This window comes from Photorhabdus viridis (genome assembly GCF_040256935.1).
GTDB lineage: Bacteria > Pseudomonadota > Gammaproteobacteria > Enterobacterales > Enterobacteriaceae > Photorhabdus > Photorhabdus viridis.
In genome coordinates this window covers 104,049-123,237 of record NZ_JBEJZY010000007.1, presented here as the reverse complement: position 1 = coordinate 123,237, position 19,189 = coordinate 104,049, and the positions used below count along the sequence as shown (strand labels likewise).

The following is a 19,189-nucleotide window of genomic DNA, read 5'->3' as shown; positions in this document are numbered from 1 at the left end:
CAGTCATCAATAAAGATACAGAATCAATAATGTTATCCGCTTAATATTCAGGCAAAAGGTTATAACAAAAAATCGGCGATGTCTTGATGATTAGGCGAATTAATCCCCAATGAATTTAATAAAACGTGACTTGTATCACAAAATAATGCCAATAATCTCGCTGAAAATCTGTCTTAATGAATTAAGTAACTAAAATTTTATTAACTAAATTTCCCTTATTCGGTTTATAGACTTTGCATTAATCAACAAATAAATTTAACTCTGTATTTTTTATGATAATGATTTGCGCTTTTTCCCGGTTTTAAAAACCTATTCGGTTGCAGCAAAATGCCATAAGGGAACCTCATTTGATGACAACAACTTGACAGTTAATGCTTATATTTAAATAATAATCATTATCATTTTCACGAGTTATTGGAAATCATAATGGCAACCCAGAAAGCCATGTCTGAAATTAATAGTTTTGCGCAACAATTTTATTTTGAACATCATGACTGGTTATACAACTGGTTACGCCATAAAGTCTCTTGTCCCTGCCATGCTGAAGATCTGACTCAGGATACGTTCTTGAATGTTCTGTCCGGCTCAAATCTGTCAGATATCCGTCAACCACGGCCTTTTCTGGCAACTGTGGCTCGCTGTCTGGTCGCTAACTACTACCGCCGGAGAAAAACGGAAGGACACTATTTGCAATATATAAACTCCATACCAAAAACGACCACGCCTTCTACAGAAAGTAGATTGGTTACATTTGAACAGCTTGAAAAACTGGATATCACTCTTGATAAATTACCCAGCCGGGTAAAACAAGCCTTTCTGCTGGCACAATTACAAGGTCTGCGTTACAGCGAAATAGCTGATCAGCTTCAGGTTTCTTCCAGTTCAGTAAAACAGTATTTGCAGCAAGCCCATAACAAATGTAAAGAAGTTCAATTTTTCATTTAAAATCCGTCAAGCCGTGTTACATTCGCGATTGATTTCATTATGAAATTATAAATAAAGTGAATTATTTTAATTCACCTATAATCGGCTATTATGGAGAAAATTATGCGACACGGAATTACCGCTGCAATCCTGCTTTGCTGCTCTGCCGGCGCTTTTGCAACAACACCACAAATCATCGCTCACCGTGCTGGCACAGGTGATGCGCCTGAAAATACAGAATATGCAATTTCCAAGTCTTTAGAGAACAAAGCGGATGCCATCTGGATAACTGTTCAGCTTGCAAAAGATGGTATTCCGGTGCTCTATCGTCCATCAGATCTGAATAGCTTAACCAATGAAAGTGGGCCTGTTTCTGCCTATAACGCAAGTCAATTGACCAAATTTGATGCCGGTTACAAATTTGGCTCTGATAATAATCATCCATTCCGCAATAAAGGATTAGGCATCCCAACACTGGAACAGATCTTAAAAAAATACCCAGAGACTTTCTTCTATATTGATCTGAAATCACCAGATGCTGATCCAGCACAGCAAGCCAAAGCGCTGGAAAAAGTATTGACCGAGCAGAAAGCTCTGGCACGTACCCGTTTCTATTCCACTGATGAAAAATACCTTAACGCGTTGCCAAAAATGATCCAGCGCTTCGAAAGCCGTGATAAAACCCGCACCATGCTGGCGAATATTACAATGGCTCACCAATGCGATATTCCTGAAAACACAGACGCTGCTCGCTGGTATGGTTTGGAAATGCGCCGTAATGTAGAAATTGTTGAAAAATATACTCTTGGCGAAGCGCGCTCTAAATCAGTATTGTTATGGGATAAGGAAGCAATGAAGTGTTTCCGTGCTAAAGGTGGCGCAAACATCATTTTATTTAGCATCAAAACCAAAGAAGATTTCAAACAGGCTAAAGAGCTTGGCGCCGATGGTGTGCTGGTAGATTCACCCAAACTATTCAGTACCTTTAAAACAAAATAAGATTTTAGCAATCGCTCCGTAAACCGTCGCCCAATCGGGCGACGATATAAGGGCAGCTAACCAGGGGTTTCCTGCGATCTGACATAGGTTTTCAACGTTTCAATCGTTGCGCCGCCTGCACTACATGCAAAAGTGCACTGGTTTTTGACTGACGAGATAAATGCGTATTTAAAATTCTGACATGGCGGCGGCTGATAAAAAAAACCTTATCCCGAAAGCGCGGTTACAGGTAGCAAGCGCCATGAACACGTTGCCAACGCCAGAGCCGATTTTCAGCATAAGCTTTCCCGTACACTGATTGACGAAAACCAAGCGATCAGTGGTACGCCAGTTCCAGAAAATGTCATTGTTGTGTTTTCCAGGTTCAAAATGAGATTTTTAATAATCAATCGCCAATTTCTTTAAACGTGAGATCAATGTCGTTGGGTTCATTCCCAACAATTTTGCTGCGCCGTCATCACCAAAAATTTTCCCTTTGCATTGTTTAACGGCAAGAGTGAGATTGTTAATTTCCAACTCTTTCAGCTGTTGCATGGTCAGCACGCCTTCGATTTGTTGAAGTTCATTGTAAATATTCTGACACGTAGTTTCATTTTGCTGTTGATCTTGTTCCAGCAAATATTTAAAGGAAACTACACCCTGTTTTGCGGTAATCAATGCGCGTTCAATGACATTTTGCAGCTCACGAATATTGCCGGGCCAGTCATATTGCTGTAGCCCCAAAATATGCTTTTGTGAAAATGGTAGATAGTTAATTTTACGCTTGTCACAAATCAACTTAGTAAAATGTGTAACCAACAGTGGAATATCTTCTTTACGGTCACGTAAGGCAGGTGCATAAATCGGGAATACATTTAAACGGAAATATAAGTCTTCACGAAAGCGTTTGTGTTTAACTTCTTCTTTTAAATTGCGGTTGGTGGCGGCAATAATCCGCACATCCACATGCCGCGTTTTTTCTTCGCCGACCCGCTCAAAGGTGCCTTCTTGCAATACACGCAGTAGTTTACTTTGTAGCTCGATAGGAATTTCGCCAATTTCATCTAAAAACAGTGTGCCCTGATCTGCCAATTCGAAACGTCCGACTCGGTCACGTACAGCCCCAGTAAATGCACCTTTGACATGTCCGAAAAATTCACTTTCAAACAGTTCCGAAGGAATAGCGGCACAGTTGACCCGAATAAGTGGTTGCTGTTTACGGTGGCTGGATTGGTGAATGGCACGAGCAATCAGTTCTTTGCCTGTACCTGATTCACCATAAATCATCACGTTGGCATCAGTTGAGGCGACCACCTCGATTTTTTCAATAATCTGTAAAATGGATACACTGCTGCCAATAATTTCATGATATTGATTTTCTTGTAAAATTTCTTCTTGCAGATATTCATTTTGCTGTTCTAAGCGGCTTTTTAAATCTTGCAGTTCTTCAAGGGCATAAGTCAGTTGTCTTTCGGTATTCAGCCGCTCGGCAATATCACGGAACACCACTACCGCGCCAATAATTTCACCATGACGAATCACTGGGGTACTGGTAAATTCCACTGGAAAGCAACTGCCATCACGGCGCCAAAAAATTTCCTGAATACCTTCATGTACAATACCATCATGTACCGCCGCATAAATCGGGCACTCTTCTTCAGGATAGGGTTCACCATTTTCATGGGTATGGTGGTGAATCTGATGGATATTGTTACCCAGTGTATCTTCAGGTTGCAGTCCCAACATTTTAGCCCCGACAGGGTTAATAAAGGTACATAAGCCTTGTTTGTTGATACTGTAAATACCGTCACCGACTGAACTCAGCAATAAATGCTTGCCCGTGTCAGAGTCAATAAACAGTTCTTGCAAGGCAAGCTGTTCTTTTAAACCCGTGCTGATGACTTCATCGGCATTTTTATTGAGTTGGCGCAATGCTAACTCTTTGGCATCCATCAATGACCATATCAACAATGTTTTGCTTTTATAGGGCAATGAAACGGAAGTAATATCCAACTGGATTTTTTCACCATTTTTATCAAAGATATACAGTTGATTGCTCCAAGCCCAACCTTTTGCTAAAGCGCCTTCGGTAAATGCCATAAGGTATGGCAATTGTCTGACATGACCAAAAATAGAAGTGACCGTTTTTTGAATAATTTCATGACGTTCATAGCGTAATAGTTTAGTGGCGCTGATATTCACATCAATAAACCGGTTTTGATGTGGGTCCAGCACAATTAATGCCTGTGACATGTGTTCAAATACTAACGGACGAATCGAGTCTTCAGAAACGACCCAGTCCGAGATAAAGTCAGTCGTATTCATACTATGAATTTTCATAATTTAAGTTATGGAATTTCATAATACTACGAAAAATCGTAACTTCCTAGTAGCTCAATTTATCTCCACAAAAATATTTTTATAAAAATTAAATGTTATTTTTCAATTTGATAGTAATTAACCTCCGCCAAAAAGTATAACTTGGCACAACTCTCGCACTAATACAGTCAGACTAGACTACATGTTGGTTCATTCCCAAATAACATTGAACTAGGAGGCTGCTATGCCAAACATTGATATCGAACAATATAAAGATGGCGATTTTCTCGTTGATTATGAAGAAAAAGTGTTTGAAGACGTCAAAGCCCAGCCGGGTGAAAAAGCATTGGTGACTTTCCATACCGTTGCATTTGAGGGATCAATTGGACTGCTCAATGTGTTACAGGCAAAGCGTTTATTGCGTAAAGGCTTTGAAACCAAAATCTTGCTTTACGGCCCAGGCGTGCAGTTGGGTGTACAACGCGGTTTTCCAACTTTAGGAGCAGAAGCTTTTCCGGGTCATCTGGCCGTCAATAATCAGTTGAAAGCCTTTATGGCAGAAGGTGGCGAAATCTATGCCTGCCGTTTTGCGTTACAAGCGATGTATGGTCAAACCGAAAAAGCGCTTATTCCAGGGATTCGTCCTATTAATCCATTAGATGTGATGGATTTAAAACTGCTGATGCGTCGTGACAATGCCTTAATCATTGATACCTGGACTGTCTAAGTCTACATAAACTATAAGGGGATAAGGTTATGAACAGAATCGTTAAAGCTGCCGCAGTGCAATGTAGTCCAGTGCTTTATAGTCAAGCCGCAACGGTAAAAAAAATCTGTGACATTATTTTAGAGCTTGGAAAACAAGGGGTGCAATTTGCCGTTTTTCCTGAAACCGTCGTGCCTTATTACCCTTATTTTTCCTTCGTACAACCGCCATTCGCCATGGGTAAAGAGCACTTAAAGCTGTTGAATGAATCGGTGGTTGTCCCTTCCGAAGCAACCTTAGCGATTGGGCAAGCCTGTCTTGCAGCCAGCATGGTAGTGTCGATTGGCATTAATGAACGTGCGGGCAGTACGATTTATAACGCCCAACTGTTATTTGATGCCGATGGTTCAATCATTCAGCATCGCCGCAAAATTACCCCAACTTACCATGAACGAATGGTGTGGGGGCAAGGCGATGGCAGTGGTTTACGTGCCATTAATTCTGCGGTGGGACGTATTGGTTCGCTGGCATGTTGGGAACATTACAACCCGTTGGCCCGTTTTTCTTTGATGGCAGATGGTGAGCAAATTCATGCTTCGATGTTTCCTGGTTCGTTGGTAGGACAAGTATTTGCCGATCAAATCAACGCAACCATTCAACACCATGCTTTAGAGTCTGGCTGTTTTGTGGTCAATGCCACCGCATGGCTGCATCCCGAACAGCAACAGCAAATTATGCAGGATACCGGCTGTGATATCGGTCCAATTTCAGGCGGATGCTTTACCGCCATTGTTTCTCCCGAAGGCAAGTTCCTGGCTAAACCGATCACGCAAGGTGAAGGTTACTGCATTGCCGATCTGGATTTCAGCCTGATTAATAAACGCAAACGCATGATGGATTCGATTGGACATTACAGCCGTCCTGAATTGCTCAGTTTGTTGATTGATCGTCGTCCAACACATGTATTACACGAACTGAAAGTTGAACCATCAGATCAAAATCATCTCGAAAAGCACTCAAAATCCAATGAAGAGCATGTCGAAACCGTATTGATGTAAACCCAATCGATAGGGGGTAAAAATGTCTGCAATACAACTATTGACCGATTTGCAATGTAATGGTCTGAAATGGGAAGGCAAGTTTGGCTTGTCCCGTAAAGGTGGCGCCGGGCCAAGCGATCATAAAGCGTTGAGCCTTGATGGGCAAACCATGATGATTCCTGTGCTGAACCTTGCAGCACAAGACTCTCCCTATACCGCAAGACCTGAACCGCACTCCGACAAGGTGGTTGTCTTTAAAAACCGGATCCCTGTGGCGACCTTAACCGCACCTGCACGACCCCGTTTTTATGATTTAAAAACCGCCGAAGGCATTGCCTATGAACAAATTGCCACCTTACATAGCCATGATGTGTTGGCGACAACGGTGTTACAGCATTGCATTCGTATGAAAGACAAAGCAACGGCATGCCAATTTTGCTCGATTGATCAGTCGTTAAAAGAAGGGCGAACCTTGACTCGTAAACGCCCGGAACAATTGGCGGAGGTCGCGAAAGCCGCCGTTGAACTGGATGGCGTCAAGCAAATGGTGATCACCACCGGTACGCCAAACACAGGAGATCGTGGCGCCAAGATTTTATATGACTCAGTTAAAGCGATTAAGGCGCAAGTAGATTTGCCGATACAGGTACAGTGCGAGCCACCCGATGATTTTGCCTGGTTTCAACGTTTAAAAGATGTAGGCGCTGTGTCGATTGGGATGCACCTTGAGGCAGTGAGCGAGCATGTACGACAGAAAATTATGCCGGGCAAAGCCGAAGTCTCGTTGGAAAAATATTTTGCGGCCTTTGAAGCAGCCGTTGCGGTATTCGGTCGGGGACAGGTCAGTACCTACATTTTGGCCGGTTTGGGCGACACCGAACAGGAAATCGTGGAGATGACCGCCAAACTGACTGAAATGGGGGTGTATCCATTCGTGGTGCCGTTTGTGCCGATTCAAGGTACGCCATTAGAGCATCATCCTAAACCTGATCACGCTTTTATGCAGTCGCTTTATCCGAAAATTGGACAGCAACTTAAACAACAAGGTCTGAACTCGGAAAATACTCAAGCAGGCTGTGCCAAATGTGGCGCTTGCTCTTCGCTGAAAGCGTATGAATAAGGAGAATGTGATATGGAATTTTCTCACGATCCTTGGCTGCTTGATCTGAATGAAGAGCTAAAACCATTTATTAGCGATGACATTGCCATCAAAATGGTGTCGGAAGATTGGGAGCGTCGCCAATATTATCGTTTACGTGAAGTCACCTTTCGCGATGAACAGAAAATCTTGCAAGAAGATCGCGACGAACACGATGTTGAAGCATTAGGCATTGTTGCCATTGGAAAAATGTTTGGTGAACATGACCGGGTGATCGGCGCAGTGCGGATTTTCCCTGATAGCGAACAGACGTGGTATGGCGGGCGTTTATGCGTAGAACCTTTATATCGACGTCACCATATTATTGGTAAAGCATTAATCAATACTGCGGTATCGACTGCCAAAAACTTGGGATGCCGTACTTTTTTAGCCACCGTGCAAAGTCAAAATGAGCGCTATTTCCAGAGGTTATGTTGGGATAGTTTACGTCAGTTGACCATTGCCAACATTCCACATGTGCTGATGCAGGCACAGATTGAAAACTATCCGTTACAGCATATCCCGATGCAAGCCTATATGCAGAAGGAGACACGATGATGGCACTCAATCAACTACTCGAAATGTTAAAACATACACCCGCTATGCAGTCCAAACAGGCGATTTCTCACACGGTTTCAGTCAATACAACTTGCCATGTGGATTCATTGGATAGCTTATATGCCTGTCCCGGAGATGATACGGCGGCACTGCCGCTAAATGGTCAATATATATTACACGCCTGTGAAGGCATGCTACCCAGTTTTGTGGCTAATCATCCTTATTTTGCCGGATGGTCAGCGGTGATGGCGAATGTCAGTGATATTGCCGCAATGGGTGGCCGGGCATTGTCGGTGGTGAATAGTTTTTGGCATACCAGTAGCGAACATGCCCGGTTGTTAATGCAAGGTATGCAGGATGCTTGTCGTGCTTATGGTGTGCCATTGGTCGGTGGACATACCAATCTTGACGTCGTTTATCAGCCCACTTTATCCGTTGCGATTCAAGGCATAGCGCGAAAACTGCTCTCGGTGCTGCATGTCAAACCACAACAAAAAATTCTGATTGCGTTAAATCTGCAAGGGCAATTCCACTCTAATACCACTTATTGGAAATGCTTTGAACGGGTGCCTGACCGCATTTTACAGTCACAAATTGCCTTATTGCCGCAATTAGCAGAGGCAAATTGGGTTCAGGCCGCCCGTGATATTAGCAATGCCGGTATTTTAGGCAGTTTATTGATGCTGCTCGAAGCGACAGCATCGGGGGCGCATATCAACTTAGATGCCATTCCTAAACCTGATGATGTGGACTGGTTTAAATGGCTGCAAATTTTCCCCAGTTTTGGTTTTTTACTGACTGCCGATGCAAATGAATGCGAAGAAATTATCGGGCTATTTCACCGTCAAGGCATTGCCTGCGCAGTGATTGGTGAAACCAATGTCAGTGGTGCGATTGCAGTGCGGCAACAACAGCAGTACGACCTATTTTGGGATTTTAACCAGCAAATGTTTACCGGTTTTTGTTATGCCGATGTTTTAACAAAGTTACAGGCTCAATCCGTACAGATTGAGGCTAAAAGTCAGCAGGAGTCTATATTATGCCCAGTGTGAATTTTACTGTGAAATGGCCTGATGGGGAGCTGATGCAATATTACTCACCCTCAACGGTGATTTATGAATATCTGTCCATTGGTCAGCGTTACCCAAGTACGCAATTCTTACATCAGGTTGAAAATGGCCTGAATGCCGCATCGGAAAGGGTACAGGTACGTTATGGCTTTGCCTGTAGTTCGGCCATGGACACTCTAACAATGATCAAACGCCAAGCCAAATTCTTCGGGCTAAGTCCAGAAGATCAAATTGAAGTTATTGAAATGACGAATCAATGAGAGGTGTCCCATGTTAAATATCCAAAATCAAATGTTACAGCCACATTATGATGTGGTGATTATTGGTGGTGGTCAGGCAGGTTTATGTATCAGCCATTATTTGCAAAAAACAGGCATTGACCATGTGATATTAGAAAAAGAATCCGAGTTGACCCATAGCTGGCGCCATAAACGTTGGGATAATTTTACTTTGGTGACACCGAACTGGCAGTGTCTATTGCCTGAACATCCTTATCAGGGAAAAGAACCTGACGGCTTTATGACTAAGCCTGAGATTGTGGCATATCTTGACGAATTTATTGAAAAAACAAATCCTCCTGCCATTTTAAATATTCAAGTAGAACACGTGAAAAAAGTAGCAGCACATGAATTTGTCATTAAAACCAATCACGGTACAACCACGGCTAAACAACTCGTCGTTGCAGCAGGTGGGTATCACACCCCGATTTATCCAAAACTAAGCGATGCCTTGCCGAAGCAAGTGAAAGTGATGCATTCGGAAGAGTATTTAAATGCAGATCAACTGCCTGAAGGAGCGGTGTTGGTGGTTGGGTCAGGGCAGTCCGGCGCACAAATTGCCGAAGATTTACATCTGGCGGGCAAAAAAGTCTATTTATCAACAGGCAATGCACCACGTTGCGCTCGATTCTATCGCGGTAAAGATGTGGTGAAGTGGTTGTTTGATATGGGGTATTACGAAACGACTGTCAACAATCATCGTTATAGTGAGGAAGTACGTAACAGCACCAACCACTATGTCACAGGACGTGATGGTGGGCGTGATATTGACCTGCGCAAATTTGCCTTAGAAGGTATGCAATTGTTCGGATATTTTGATGACTTTAAAGAGGGTCAATTCTGGTTTAGTCCAAATTTATCAGAAAATCTGGACAGTGCCGATGCCACTTATAATCGCATTAATGCCTCGATTGATGAGTATTTAGCGAAAAACAATATTGCAACCGATGAACCTGCATCGGTGTATCAACCGGTTTGGCAGCCTGAGCAGGAAATCACACATATTGATTTAGCAAAAGAAAATATTACTTCCGTGATTTGGTGTATTGGTTTTAGACCAGATTATTCATGGCTTGATTTAGATATTTTTCAAGCCAATGGTTATCCAAAACATGACCGGGGTATTACTATTGATCCGGATGTCACGTTTATTGGTCTGCCGTGGTTATATACTTGGGGTTCTGGGCGTTTTATGGGGATCGATCAGGATGCCGCCTATGTGGTGCAGCATATTGAGCAACAAATAAGTCAGCAAAATATACCTATATTCTCTACTTTGATTAAAAGTGCTAAATCTGAAATCAAAGATAAGAGAATATCTCAAATGTGATTTTTGAGACCTTGATTGACAATTTTATCTATATTTAACATGTGTTATCTTGGGTAAATAAAATAAAACCCGCGGTTTTCTGCGGGTTAAAATTTCTGATAAACCCTGTTTAAAATGGTAGGCATTCCTTATTTTTCCTTTATTTTTATATTGGATTGAAAACCTAACTTCCATTATCATAATGCTATTATTAGTTACATAAATAAGCAATTCACGGCTTTGTATGAAAATTTCAACATAATTAAATAAAATCAATATCTTGAATGCAGAAAATAGATCTATGAAAGGCAGTTTAAACAGGTTAATAAAGAAAAATAGGAAATATTATTATTCATGATAAAAACAAAAAACCCCGTTATTTTTAACGAGGTTTATCAATGTATTTTAAACATATAACTAGATCGGTAAAATCTTATCTTTTAACTACTAACGCTCATAGTAACCAGCCCATTTACCGCCGTCACACGATCTAACGTTTCCTCTAAAATACCATGTATTTCCATTATAATTAAATACATTTGCAAAGTTATTATGAGGATTAACAACCCACATGGTATTACCTACAATAAGCTTATCAGTAATATACACACTTCCACACTTGTATGTCGCTCCAGCTGCCGATGCAACCCCAATTCCTCCGGCTAATGCAATACCTGCTACTAATGTACCAACTGTTAATAATTTCTTGAGCATAACAATTCTCCTTTAATAGTTTTGTAATTTGCAACTTGAATGTATCACTTATAAAGTTATATGTAATAATGCATGCCAAATCTAAATCATCACCAGATTATGTTACAATTTTAAAACCTAGAAAACAACCATATATTTCATTCTAGATTTGAAACCTAACCTCTATTATGATAATTTATGAAAAATAATGACTCAGTTATTATTCTCACAAAGAAAATAATTTATTTATAATTGCAATTCACTGCTATTAAATATATTTAATGAGATTGAATTTAAATTATTATTAAATTATTAATTTCTTAGTGTTAGCAGAAGTCGGTTATTTTAATAAAGGGCTATTACTGCTGATAAATATTAAAGCGGAGAAATTATAAAAAACAATGGTTCTTATAAATTCTACTTACAGCGTGAATTACGTATGATTGATGGTCAATTGCATGAAACCAGAGGGATGGCAATCCATGCATGATAATAGTCAGTCCGGCAATTATGGCATGCCGGTATTAATGATATGGCGAGAAGCCTGGCGTAACTTAATGGCAACGGGGAGAAGTACTCTGCTTGCTTTATCGGGTATTGCTATTGGTTGTGCGTCTGTTGTGGCATTTGTTAATACAGGACATAACGCCACACTTGCTGCGTTGAAGATGTTCAGCGGGCTTGATATCAACGTCATTACAGCAAACCTGAACACCTATGATCATGGGATTGATAATACATCAATTAAAATGGCCGATTTGACAACGGCTATTCCTAGTTTATCTTCAGCAGCACCTTGGATCTATTACCCTTCTCCCGGACGCTATAATGGGAAAACAGAAACATTTACCATGATAGGATCCTCTGCGGAACTTGAGAAAGTCATGCAATTGCGACTTCGTCATGGCCGATTTATCTCTAATTATGATCAGCACTCTCCTTATCTGGTCATTGGCAATGAAGTGGCCGTTACCCTTGGTCAAGGGGAGCCATCCCGTATACTTGGCAAGCAGATTCAGATTGGCAATTATTTATACACAGTGATCGGTATTTTCGATATAAAAGGGCAAAACCCCATCTTTCCTTTTTCTCTGGATTCGGTGGTGATTGCCCCTATAAATGCCATGCGTAAAATATCATCCAATACTGATCTGAACGGCATCATCGCTCGTACCATAACGACCGCCACCACAGAAACCGATGCGAAGGATTTATTGGCGCTGCTCAAGCGCAAGTTTCCAGCGGTTGAAATTGAGGTTCGGGTAGCTCAGCAACTACTGAAAGGGCAGGCAGATCAAAACAAAACCTTTTCTTTCATGTTGATTGGGTTGGCGGGCATTTCTCTACTGACTGGCGGCATTGCAATTTCAAATGTGATGATTATGAACGTTTCAGCCCGACGAAAAGAGATTGGGTTGCGTATGGCTTTAGGCGCAAGACCCCATGATATCCGACACCTTTTTTTGTATGAAGCGGTAGCACTGACTTTAGCCGGCGCAATCCTTGGTACGCTGGTAGGTGTCATCGTCTCCTTTCTTTTTGTTCTTTATTCTGGCTGGTCGTTTTCTCTTGCCCCTTTATCCATTCCTTTAGGGATAGGTAGTTCAATTGTGGCCGGGCTTATCTCCGGTTTTCATCCCTCACATAAAGCTTCACAGATGGAACCCGTACAGGCATTACGTGATGATTAAAAAATATTTACTTTATGGCTCTTTGGCCTTGTTTTTCCTTTTTCCCCGCACAGGGATCTCTGCATCTGAACAAGAGCGGTTAACTTTATCAGAACCTGATTACAGTCTGCGAGGCCTTGGCACGACACTGGAAAGTTGGGAGATAACACTCAATGATTAAACGTTATCGATGGGCCATAGCTGGCATATTTGTCGTGGCGGCCTGTTTTTTTGCCTTTTTGTCCTCAGAGCAATCGCCAGCTCAGGAGCCAGTGCAGTGGATTGAAGTAAAACACGGCCTGATAGAAAAACAACTAGGTCTGGTTGGCAAGTTGCAATCTGGGCGTCTTGAAACCATCCCCGCGCCATTTGATGCAATTATCAAACAAGTCTTAGTCAAAGAAGGGCAACGGGTGAAAGCAGACCAGACATTAGTTACGCTTGATACCCGGAAGCTTGATATTGAGCTTCGACAAGCGCAAGTTGAGATGATCAAAGCCTCATCTGTCGTTGACCAATTGCATGACTGGGAAAACAGTCAGGAAGTCATTCGGGCCAGAAGAAACGTCGAAAACGCGAACCATATGGTTATGGAATTAAAAGATAATCTCGCAAAAACACAGACTCTTTTTTCACGGGGCATCATTCCACAAATGGAAGTGGAAACCCTCCAGCAGCAACTTCGCCGACAACTCATGGAACTCGCTTCAGCGCAGGGCGATCTTACGTCCATTAGACAAAAAGGAAGTCTTGATAATTTAAATGTCGCAAAGATGGAGCTTCAGAATGCAACAAGCCGCTATCAGGCGCTACAGGAACAATACTTATATAAAGAAATCAAAGCGCCATTTTCGGGTGTTGCGCTTAGGGCAGCACAGGGAGAAAGTAAGAAGCTCTTAACGATTCAAACAGGCGTTAGAGTTACCGAAGGGATGCCCTTACTGGAAATTATGGACACAACACAATATCAGGTACTGGCACAGGTTGAAGAAGCTGATCTCGCCAAACTCAAAGAAGGGCAGGCAGTAAAAATTAGTGGGGAGGGATTTTCTGAGCACCCTCTAGATGGAGAGATTGAAACCATTGCTATGCAAAGCGTCAGTACGGATAAACCCGGATCGGCGATTTATTATGATGTTGTGATTAAAGTGACTTCATCCATGAACCAGAGTTATCCCATCAGACCCGGTATGAGCGCCAAAATCAATATTGTGATTTATCGCAATGAACAGGGAATGGTTGTACCAGAAGCAGCACTCACTCACGATAGCAATGGACAATTAATCGTAAATTGGCGCCCGGATTTAAAACGTCAGGCGGTGTCTCGCCAGGTAACAGTTGGGGTGGCTATGCCGGAAGGTATGGAGGTCCATGGACTGGAAGAGGGATTTATCGCACTGCCCCGTTGAAAAACAATAAGTTGGGAATAAGCGAAACAAAACCCGCGGTTTTCTGCGGGTTCAAGCTGCTGACAAACCTTACCTTGCTTAAACATCAAAATTTCGTAAATTGGGTGCCCATCGGTTACTCGTTCAAAGCGTTGAGTGTCAGTGTGCCGTTACCCAGCTCGATAGTGCGTGGTTTATCTGCATCCAGTTCATCGCGTTTGATCACCAGCCGCCAGTGATTATGGACCGCATCCGGTGTATGGAATAGCCCCACTACCGCCACAAACCGCGCGGCTTTCTCCATCGGCATATCCAGTGCCACACTCCCTTTCGGCGCCACTCTGATATCCCGCTGTGCCAGCCAGTCCGCCTTCAGTGCTTCACTATCCCCTTTTAACAGTTCCGCATAACTGGCCTGTTCAAAGGCTTTGTTGTCCTTGAGTTGATAAACACGCACCACCGTACTCAGTGGAATTTGTGCGCCATTGGTGTTAAGCGCACTGCGGGCATTGAAATCCAGATGCAGTGTCTTCACCTGCTTATAGAAAAGGGATTCAGTCACGGCGACAATACTGTCGGATAGCGTCTGCGTCAGACGGTAGCGGCTTTTCTCCAGCACTGTCACTTGCGCCTGCTCCAGCCAGCGGATTAATCCCCAATCGCCAGAGTAGTCGCCAAACAGCCTCGCCCCGGTGTTCACCCCCGTCCACGTCAATACCACACCGGGGTTATCCCTGTCTCCCGGCCAGCGGAAGCGTTGCCAGCTTTCCATTTGGTTAAAATAACGCAGCGTCTGGCCGTCTATCGTCAGGTCGGTTTCCGCCACATCCCGCGCCGGTTTCGCCCGCAGTTCAAACCGTAGCCCCTGACCGCCATTCGCAAACAACCCATCCGATAACTGGCTCAGTTGATTAATCGCCGTCAGAAATGCCGGGTTAAAATGCAATCCCTCGCTGCCTGCGTTATCCGCCACCCAACGTTTCCCTTCTTTATGCAACAGGCCCGCTAACTGATAATGCAAAAACTGCTCTATCCGCCCGGAATCCGCCTGGATGAACTGCCCCAGCATCGGCAGGGAAGCCTCATCCTCCGCCTCCACAAACGGGTAGCGCCCACTAAAAGCGGCCCGCCAGTCCGATACCACCGCATCCTGCCACTGCACATTCATACTCGCCTGCGCGGGTTGCAGCACCGTCTGCCACGCCTGCGTTAACGGCTGCGCAAACACCGTCTGACCAAAACGGCTCCACTCCGCACCGAGACTGGCGGCCATCAAACTGCCATATTCCTGGGTATCGGTCAGGTCGACATTTTTGCCCTGAAATACCGCCTGCGCCAGCGCCTGCATCTTCTCCTGCGGGTCATCGGTATTGACCATTTGTTGCAATTTGAGACGCACACGGGTCACCCGCGTCAGGAAGGTTTGCAGACTGAGAGCGCTGTCCGTCGCCATCATGCCTTGCGAGCGGCTTTTTCCCATCAGCGCCAGCAACGGGCCAAAGGTTTTGTCCATCGGCCCCGGTGGACCGCCCTGCGGCTCAATCTCCGGGACGTTATTTTTCCGGAACAGGTTTTGCGCTGATTTAACTAACGAATCCGATAAGGCCGGGTCCTGCCGCCCGGTTTCGCCCTGATATGCTAATGTGTTCATCAGCGCAATCAGCGGGGACTGGCGCACATCGGCCATCAGGGTTAACTGGTCAATGGTGTTGGAAAGGTTATGCGCTTTATGCCAATGCAAACTGTTGAGGAAGTTCAGCCAGGCGCCCGAAAAATCCGTGAAGTAACGTTCCGTCAGACGCGCCTTTAATGCCGCCGGTGAAACCCCCTCCAATACCGGCTGATGCCCGTCGCTTAACACCCAGTCAATGTCTTCCCGCCGGGAAGCCGCCACCGCCGCTATCGCTTTCCGGACCTGTCCTTCCCAGGCCTGACGGGTAAACATCCCCGGCACGACACCGGTCGCCGTCAATAACTGCCCGGCATCCGTCTCTCCGGTCATCTGTTCCAGCCGCAAATCACCGTAACTGTGGGCGACCTGCTGCAACACTTTCTGGTAGAGCATCGCATCGGCATTGCGCTGCCCCAGCTGATTCAGCAGTATCTGACGCACCTCGCTGACCAGCGGCTTATCCACCGGGATTTTCCACTCCGGGTGCTGCGGTAAATTCCGGGCATAAAACGCCAGCAGTGACGCCCCGGTGTTTTGCCACAAGCCGTCGGTAACCCCTTCACGGTGCGGCCACTCCGCCATCAGTATCCGGCTCATAAAATCCGCATTGACTTTTTCCGGCTGGGCCATCATCAGATAGGCTTTTAATTGATGGTATGCCCGTTGACTCAACTTACGGCGCTGTGGGCTGTCAGACGGCAAATTGACCCAGGCAACCAAATGCTGGTGCAAACGCCGGGCGGCCTCGTCACGCATGAGCCGCGTATTATTGCGCTGATAAACCGGCCACAGGGCCCTAAGCTGAGCCGCATTCTGATTCAGCCCGAAACGGCTGTACCAGGGCGCGCCCTCTTCGGTACGGTACAGTAACCGGTCAATCTCCTGTTGCAGGGCATGCTGACTCAGCAGGCGTTCCGATAACGGGCCGTGCCTGTCACCGGCCTGGCTGACCCGCTCACGGCTCAGGGCTATCTGGTGGCGGTTAGCGAAAAATGACGTCATACTGCCCAACCCCCACAAAACCGTCAGCACAATCAAGCCCCACTGGGCACTTTTCTCCCACGGGAAACCGACGGCCTGCCCCCGGACGCGACGGACATCTTCCCGTATTCCGTCCCAACTGGCATCAGCCCACCAGCCATGCTCCGTCATCCCTGGCTGCACCACCAGCGGTAAACTGAACATCACCCCCGCCAGCCATATCGGTTGCCGGGTTAACAGTGGACTCAGATGACGAACCCAGCGCTCCACTCCGCCCGCTAACATGTACTGCGCCAGTCGCAACAAGAAATCATGCCGGTTCTCCGCTAACGCCTGCCCAATTCCCCGGGCGGTCAGTTGCGGCGGCAACTGATTCAGGCTCTGCTCAAGCACCTGCGGCGTACACGCTTCCGGCAATAAACACCCAATCGTCTGCGTCGGGCGGTCACGCTGATCCCAGTTGCTGTGCCGCACATTCCACACATATACCGGCGCCTGCCAGCCAAGCTGCCGGCTCTGCTTCTGTAACATCCGCAATGCGGTCTCCATCTGAGGCCGCTGGCTGAGTTGTTCCTCCGTCATCACCCACACTACGCCATCCAACGGACGACGGCGGCGCAACTTACGCAGAGCCTTTAACTGCACACTATCGGGTTCGACCTGCGGGCTTCCGCCCCACAGCAAAACGATGTCATGGCCTTCCAGCCAGTGCTGGGTCGTCAATCCCGGGGCGATTGCTTCTACCTGTTCCGGTTCGCCCATCACCAGCAATATGCGCACTTTGCGACGCCAGAAGCGGCCATAACGCTGGTTGAGGTGAAAATTGATAACCTCGACATACTCATCTTCAGAGGAATGAGTTTTTAAACGCTTTTCCTTGGCTGGATACAGCCCTTCTTGTTCGATTTTCCTTCTAATATATTCCTGTCGATAGATCCCGGCGATTATCGGCGCAAGATGAAGTACACCCAAGATCAAAACAGCCAATCCCCAGGCAAACGTTTTTTTATCATTTTCATCCAATCCGACTTTTTCACCATAAGACCAGATACAAAATGCCAGCACAGAAGCAAGTACGATAAATAGCAATGCATTACCGGCTCTGGTCCATTTATTACCGATTATTTCCATTGCTCCTCCAATGTCTGAACGGTATTTATCACCCAGTTACATTCATTTTTTGACAAAACTAAATAACTTCCTGAATTATATTGAGATAGATCAATAGCCAATCCGGTCGTCAACCAATAAGCGCCTGGACCGGGTACACCGATAAACCTTTCGATATTCTCAATATGTTCCAGCTTTAATGCTGCATTCTGCTTTTGGATCACAGACATTATTTGTGAGAAATATGAATGCATGCTGCCATTATCCCCTATCATTTCTGTCGCCATTTTTGCGGGTAATTGGGTACTGATAAAGATTTGGAGCTCTCGTTCAAAATTTTCTGAATCAATTGCCATAGGCCGGTATATTCTGGCTTTCTCAGCCAGGTCAAATTTTTTCGTCACATCATCTGTTGTGATAAGAAATACAGCTAAACCTTCTGAAAACTGTTCATGGCTTTCAATTTGCATCAATATCAATAATTGCACTTCATTGGTTGTTTCTTTTAACCAATTATCAATATGCATTGCAGACAAACAAGGCGATATATTTAACTGAGATAATGGCTTACCAGAAGGAAAAACCGACTGCCAGCTTTCCTTCAGCACACTTTCTAATTTTTCATATTCCTGTTCAACACAATTCGTGATAACAGTTGCACAGATTAACTTATCAGGCAGTATATCCAAAATGGCTTTTTCTACACTATGCAATAATATCTGTACTGAGTCACGCCATTTATCTTCTGACCATGGAAAATAATCTATGACTTTTCGCTTGCCATATTGAACTTCAATTTTCGATTCTTCCTGTACTATGGTGTCAGCGGTAATATTCTCCGGCAAAAATACGCAACTGTATAACACTGATATATATCGGCCCGCCCAAGATTGCCATGCTTTCTCAACATATTGGCACTCTTCATGCCAAAGACGATACATCTCCAGCCGGTAACCAAAGAGATATAAACGAAGTCCAAATGCGGTAAGCCATATCAAGCCGACAACGCCAAAGATCATCCACCACAGGGACTGCCTGATAAATTCAGACCATAGCAGATAGCCGGCAATACAGATGCCAACAATAGCAATCAATGAAACCAGCCAACGCCATAATACGGGAGGGACAGGCTCTTGCTGCATGGTTATAACAGGTTTATTCCAACCCATATTTACCCCATAGAAACATGTAGTACACTTGAGATAACCTGACAAACACATAAAGGGGGAGAAAGATATTTAATTACACTGAATAAAATACCATTCACCCTAAGTTTCTCGGTTTTCTCGTGCAGAAATGAGTCTCATTATCCCAAGATAATATTAATCACGCTCAGGAGAATTAAGAAATTAATA

At 44.6% G+C, this 19,189-nt stretch carries 16 protein-coding genes and 2 pseudogenes; 13 read left to right on the top strand and 5 right to left on the bottom strand.

Features of this window, described 5'->3' with window-relative positions:
* Nucleotides 1-426: 426 nt before the first annotated feature.
* Entirely contained in the window at nucleotides 427-945 is a 519-nt protein-coding gene (locus ABR397_RS04550) for a sigma-70 family RNA polymerase sigma factor (protein ID WP_350304660.1), read from the top strand.
* A gap of 102 nt (nucleotides 946-1,047) precedes the next feature.
* Nucleotides 1,048-1,923: a glycerophosphodiester phosphodiesterase family protein gene (locus tag ABR397_RS04545; RefSeq protein WP_350304659.1), complete on the top strand. Its 876-nt coding sequence runs from the start codon at nucleotides 1,048-1,050 to the stop codon at nucleotides 1,921-1,923.
* Between the two features lie 56 nt (nucleotides 1,924-1,979).
* Here the strand turns inward: ABR397_RS04545 and ABR397_RS04540 are convergent.
* Nucleotides 1,980-2,119, bottom strand: a pseudogene (locus ABR397_RS04540) (IS200/IS605 family transposase); the annotation flags it as partial.
* Between the two features lie 18 nt (nucleotides 2,120-2,137).
* Between ABR397_RS04540 and ABR397_RS24970 the strand changes: the two are divergent.
* A pseudogene (locus ABR397_RS24970) lies at nucleotides 2,138-2,241 on the top strand (RNA-guided endonuclease InsQ/TnpB family protein); the annotation flags it as partial.
* 60 nt (nucleotides 2,242-2,301) lie between these two features.
* Here ABR397_RS24970 and ABR397_RS04535 read toward each other — a convergent pair.
* Nucleotides 2,302-4,227 (bottom strand): sigma 54-interacting transcriptional regulator, encoded by a 1,926-nt coding sequence (locus ABR397_RS04535; RefSeq protein WP_350304658.1) that lies wholly within the window; start codon nucleotides 4,225-4,227, stop codon nucleotides 2,302-2,304.
* 238 nt (nucleotides 4,228-4,465) lie between these two features.
* Here ABR397_RS04535 and ABR397_RS04530 point away from each other — a divergent pair, with 238 nt between their 5' ends.
* The 7 genes from ABR397_RS04530 to ABR397_RS04500 are packed head-to-tail and all read left to right on the top strand — an operon-like array spanning nucleotide 4,466 to nucleotide 10,341.
* A complete protein-coding gene (locus ABR397_RS04530) occupies nucleotides 4,466-4,948 on the top strand; it encodes an MSMEG_0572/Sll0783 family nitrogen starvation response protein (RefSeq protein WP_350304657.1) in 483 nt (160 codons plus the stop codon).
* A gap of 29 nt (nucleotides 4,949-4,977) precedes the next feature.
* The gene (locus tag ABR397_RS04525; RefSeq protein WP_350304656.1) at nucleotides 4,978-5,985 is read left to right on the top strand and encodes a Nit6803 family nitrilase; all 1,008 of its coding nucleotides are present in this window, start codon (nucleotides 4,978-4,980) and stop codon (nucleotides 5,983-5,985) included.
* 22 nt (nucleotides 5,986-6,007) lie between these two features.
* On the top strand, nucleotides 6,008-7,087 hold the full coding sequence (locus ABR397_RS04520) for an MSMEG_0568 family radical SAM protein (protein ID WP_350304655.1): 1,080 nt from the start codon (nucleotides 6,008-6,010) through the stop codon (nucleotides 7,085-7,087).
* A gap of 12 nt (nucleotides 7,088-7,099) precedes the next feature.
* Complete coding sequence (locus tag ABR397_RS04515) at nucleotides 7,100-7,663, top strand: MSMEG_0567/Sll0786 family nitrogen starvation N-acetyltransferase (protein WP_350304654.1); 564 nt, start codon at nucleotides 7,100-7,102, stop codon at nucleotides 7,661-7,663.
* Nucleotides 7,660-8,715, top strand: coding sequence for a sll0787 family AIR synthase-like protein (locus tag ABR397_RS04510; protein WP_350304653.1), 1,056 nt, complete (start codon nucleotides 7,660-7,662; stop codon nucleotides 8,713-8,715). The genes ABR397_RS04515 and ABR397_RS04510 overlap by 4 nt, the downstream gene beginning before the upstream one ends.
* The gene (locus ABR397_RS04505) at nucleotides 8,703-8,993 is read left to right on the top strand and encodes an MSMEG_0570 family nitrogen starvation response protein (protein ID WP_350304652.1); all 291 of its coding nucleotides are present in this window, start codon (nucleotides 8,703-8,705) and stop codon (nucleotides 8,991-8,993) included. The genes ABR397_RS04510 and ABR397_RS04505 overlap by 13 nt, the downstream gene beginning before the upstream one ends.
* A 10-nt stretch (nucleotides 8,994-9,003) precedes the next feature.
* A complete protein-coding gene (locus ABR397_RS04500) occupies nucleotides 9,004-10,341 on the top strand; it encodes an MSMEG_0569 family flavin-dependent oxidoreductase (RefSeq protein ID WP_350304651.1) in 1,338 nt (445 codons plus the stop codon).
* Nucleotides 10,342-10,767: 426 nt separating this feature from the next.
* On the opposite strand, the gene ABR397_RS04495 is transcribed toward ABR397_RS04500, so the two are convergent.
* Nucleotides 10,768-11,034, bottom strand: coding sequence for an LCI fold-containing protein (locus tag ABR397_RS04495; RefSeq protein WP_350304650.1), 267 nt, complete (start codon nucleotides 11,032-11,034; stop codon nucleotides 10,768-10,770).
* 437 nt (nucleotides 11,035-11,471) lie between these two features.
* On the opposite strand from ABR397_RS04495, the gene ABR397_RS04490 reads away from it, so the two are divergent.
* The 3 genes from ABR397_RS04490 to ABR397_RS04480 are packed head-to-tail and all read left to right on the top strand — an operon-like array spanning nucleotide 11,472 to nucleotide 14,092.
* Nucleotides 11,472-12,704 (top strand): ABC transporter permease, encoded by a 1,233-nt coding sequence (locus ABR397_RS04490; protein WP_350304649.1) that lies wholly within the window; start codon nucleotides 11,472-11,474, stop codon nucleotides 12,702-12,704.
* A complete protein-coding gene (locus tag ABR397_RS04485) occupies nucleotides 12,697-12,864 on the top strand; it encodes a hypothetical protein (protein ID WP_350304648.1) in 168 nt (55 codons plus the stop codon). The genes ABR397_RS04490 and ABR397_RS04485 overlap by 8 nt, the downstream gene beginning before the upstream one ends.
* Entirely contained in the window at nucleotides 12,857-14,092 is a 1,236-nt protein-coding gene (locus tag ABR397_RS04480) for an HlyD family secretion protein (RefSeq protein WP_350304647.1), read from the top strand. The genes ABR397_RS04485 and ABR397_RS04480 overlap by 8 nt, the downstream gene beginning before the upstream one ends.
* Nucleotides 14,093-14,207: 115 nt before the next feature.
* On the opposite strand, the gene tssJ is transcribed toward ABR397_RS04480, so the two are convergent.
* Nucleotides 14,208-17,855: a type VI secretion system lipoprotein TssJ gene (gene tssJ, locus ABR397_RS04475; protein ID WP_350304646.1), complete on the bottom strand. Its 3,648-nt coding sequence runs from the start codon at nucleotides 17,853-17,855 to the stop codon at nucleotides 14,208-14,210.
* Nucleotides 17,846-19,003, bottom strand: a complete 1,158-nt coding sequence (locus tag ABR397_RS04470; protein ID WP_350304645.1) for a Sec62 family protein translocation protein — start codon at nucleotides 19,001-19,003, stop codon at nucleotides 17,846-17,848. The genes tssJ and ABR397_RS04470 overlap by 10 nt, the downstream gene beginning before the upstream one ends.
* Nucleotides 19,004-19,189: the final 186 nt, after the last annotated feature.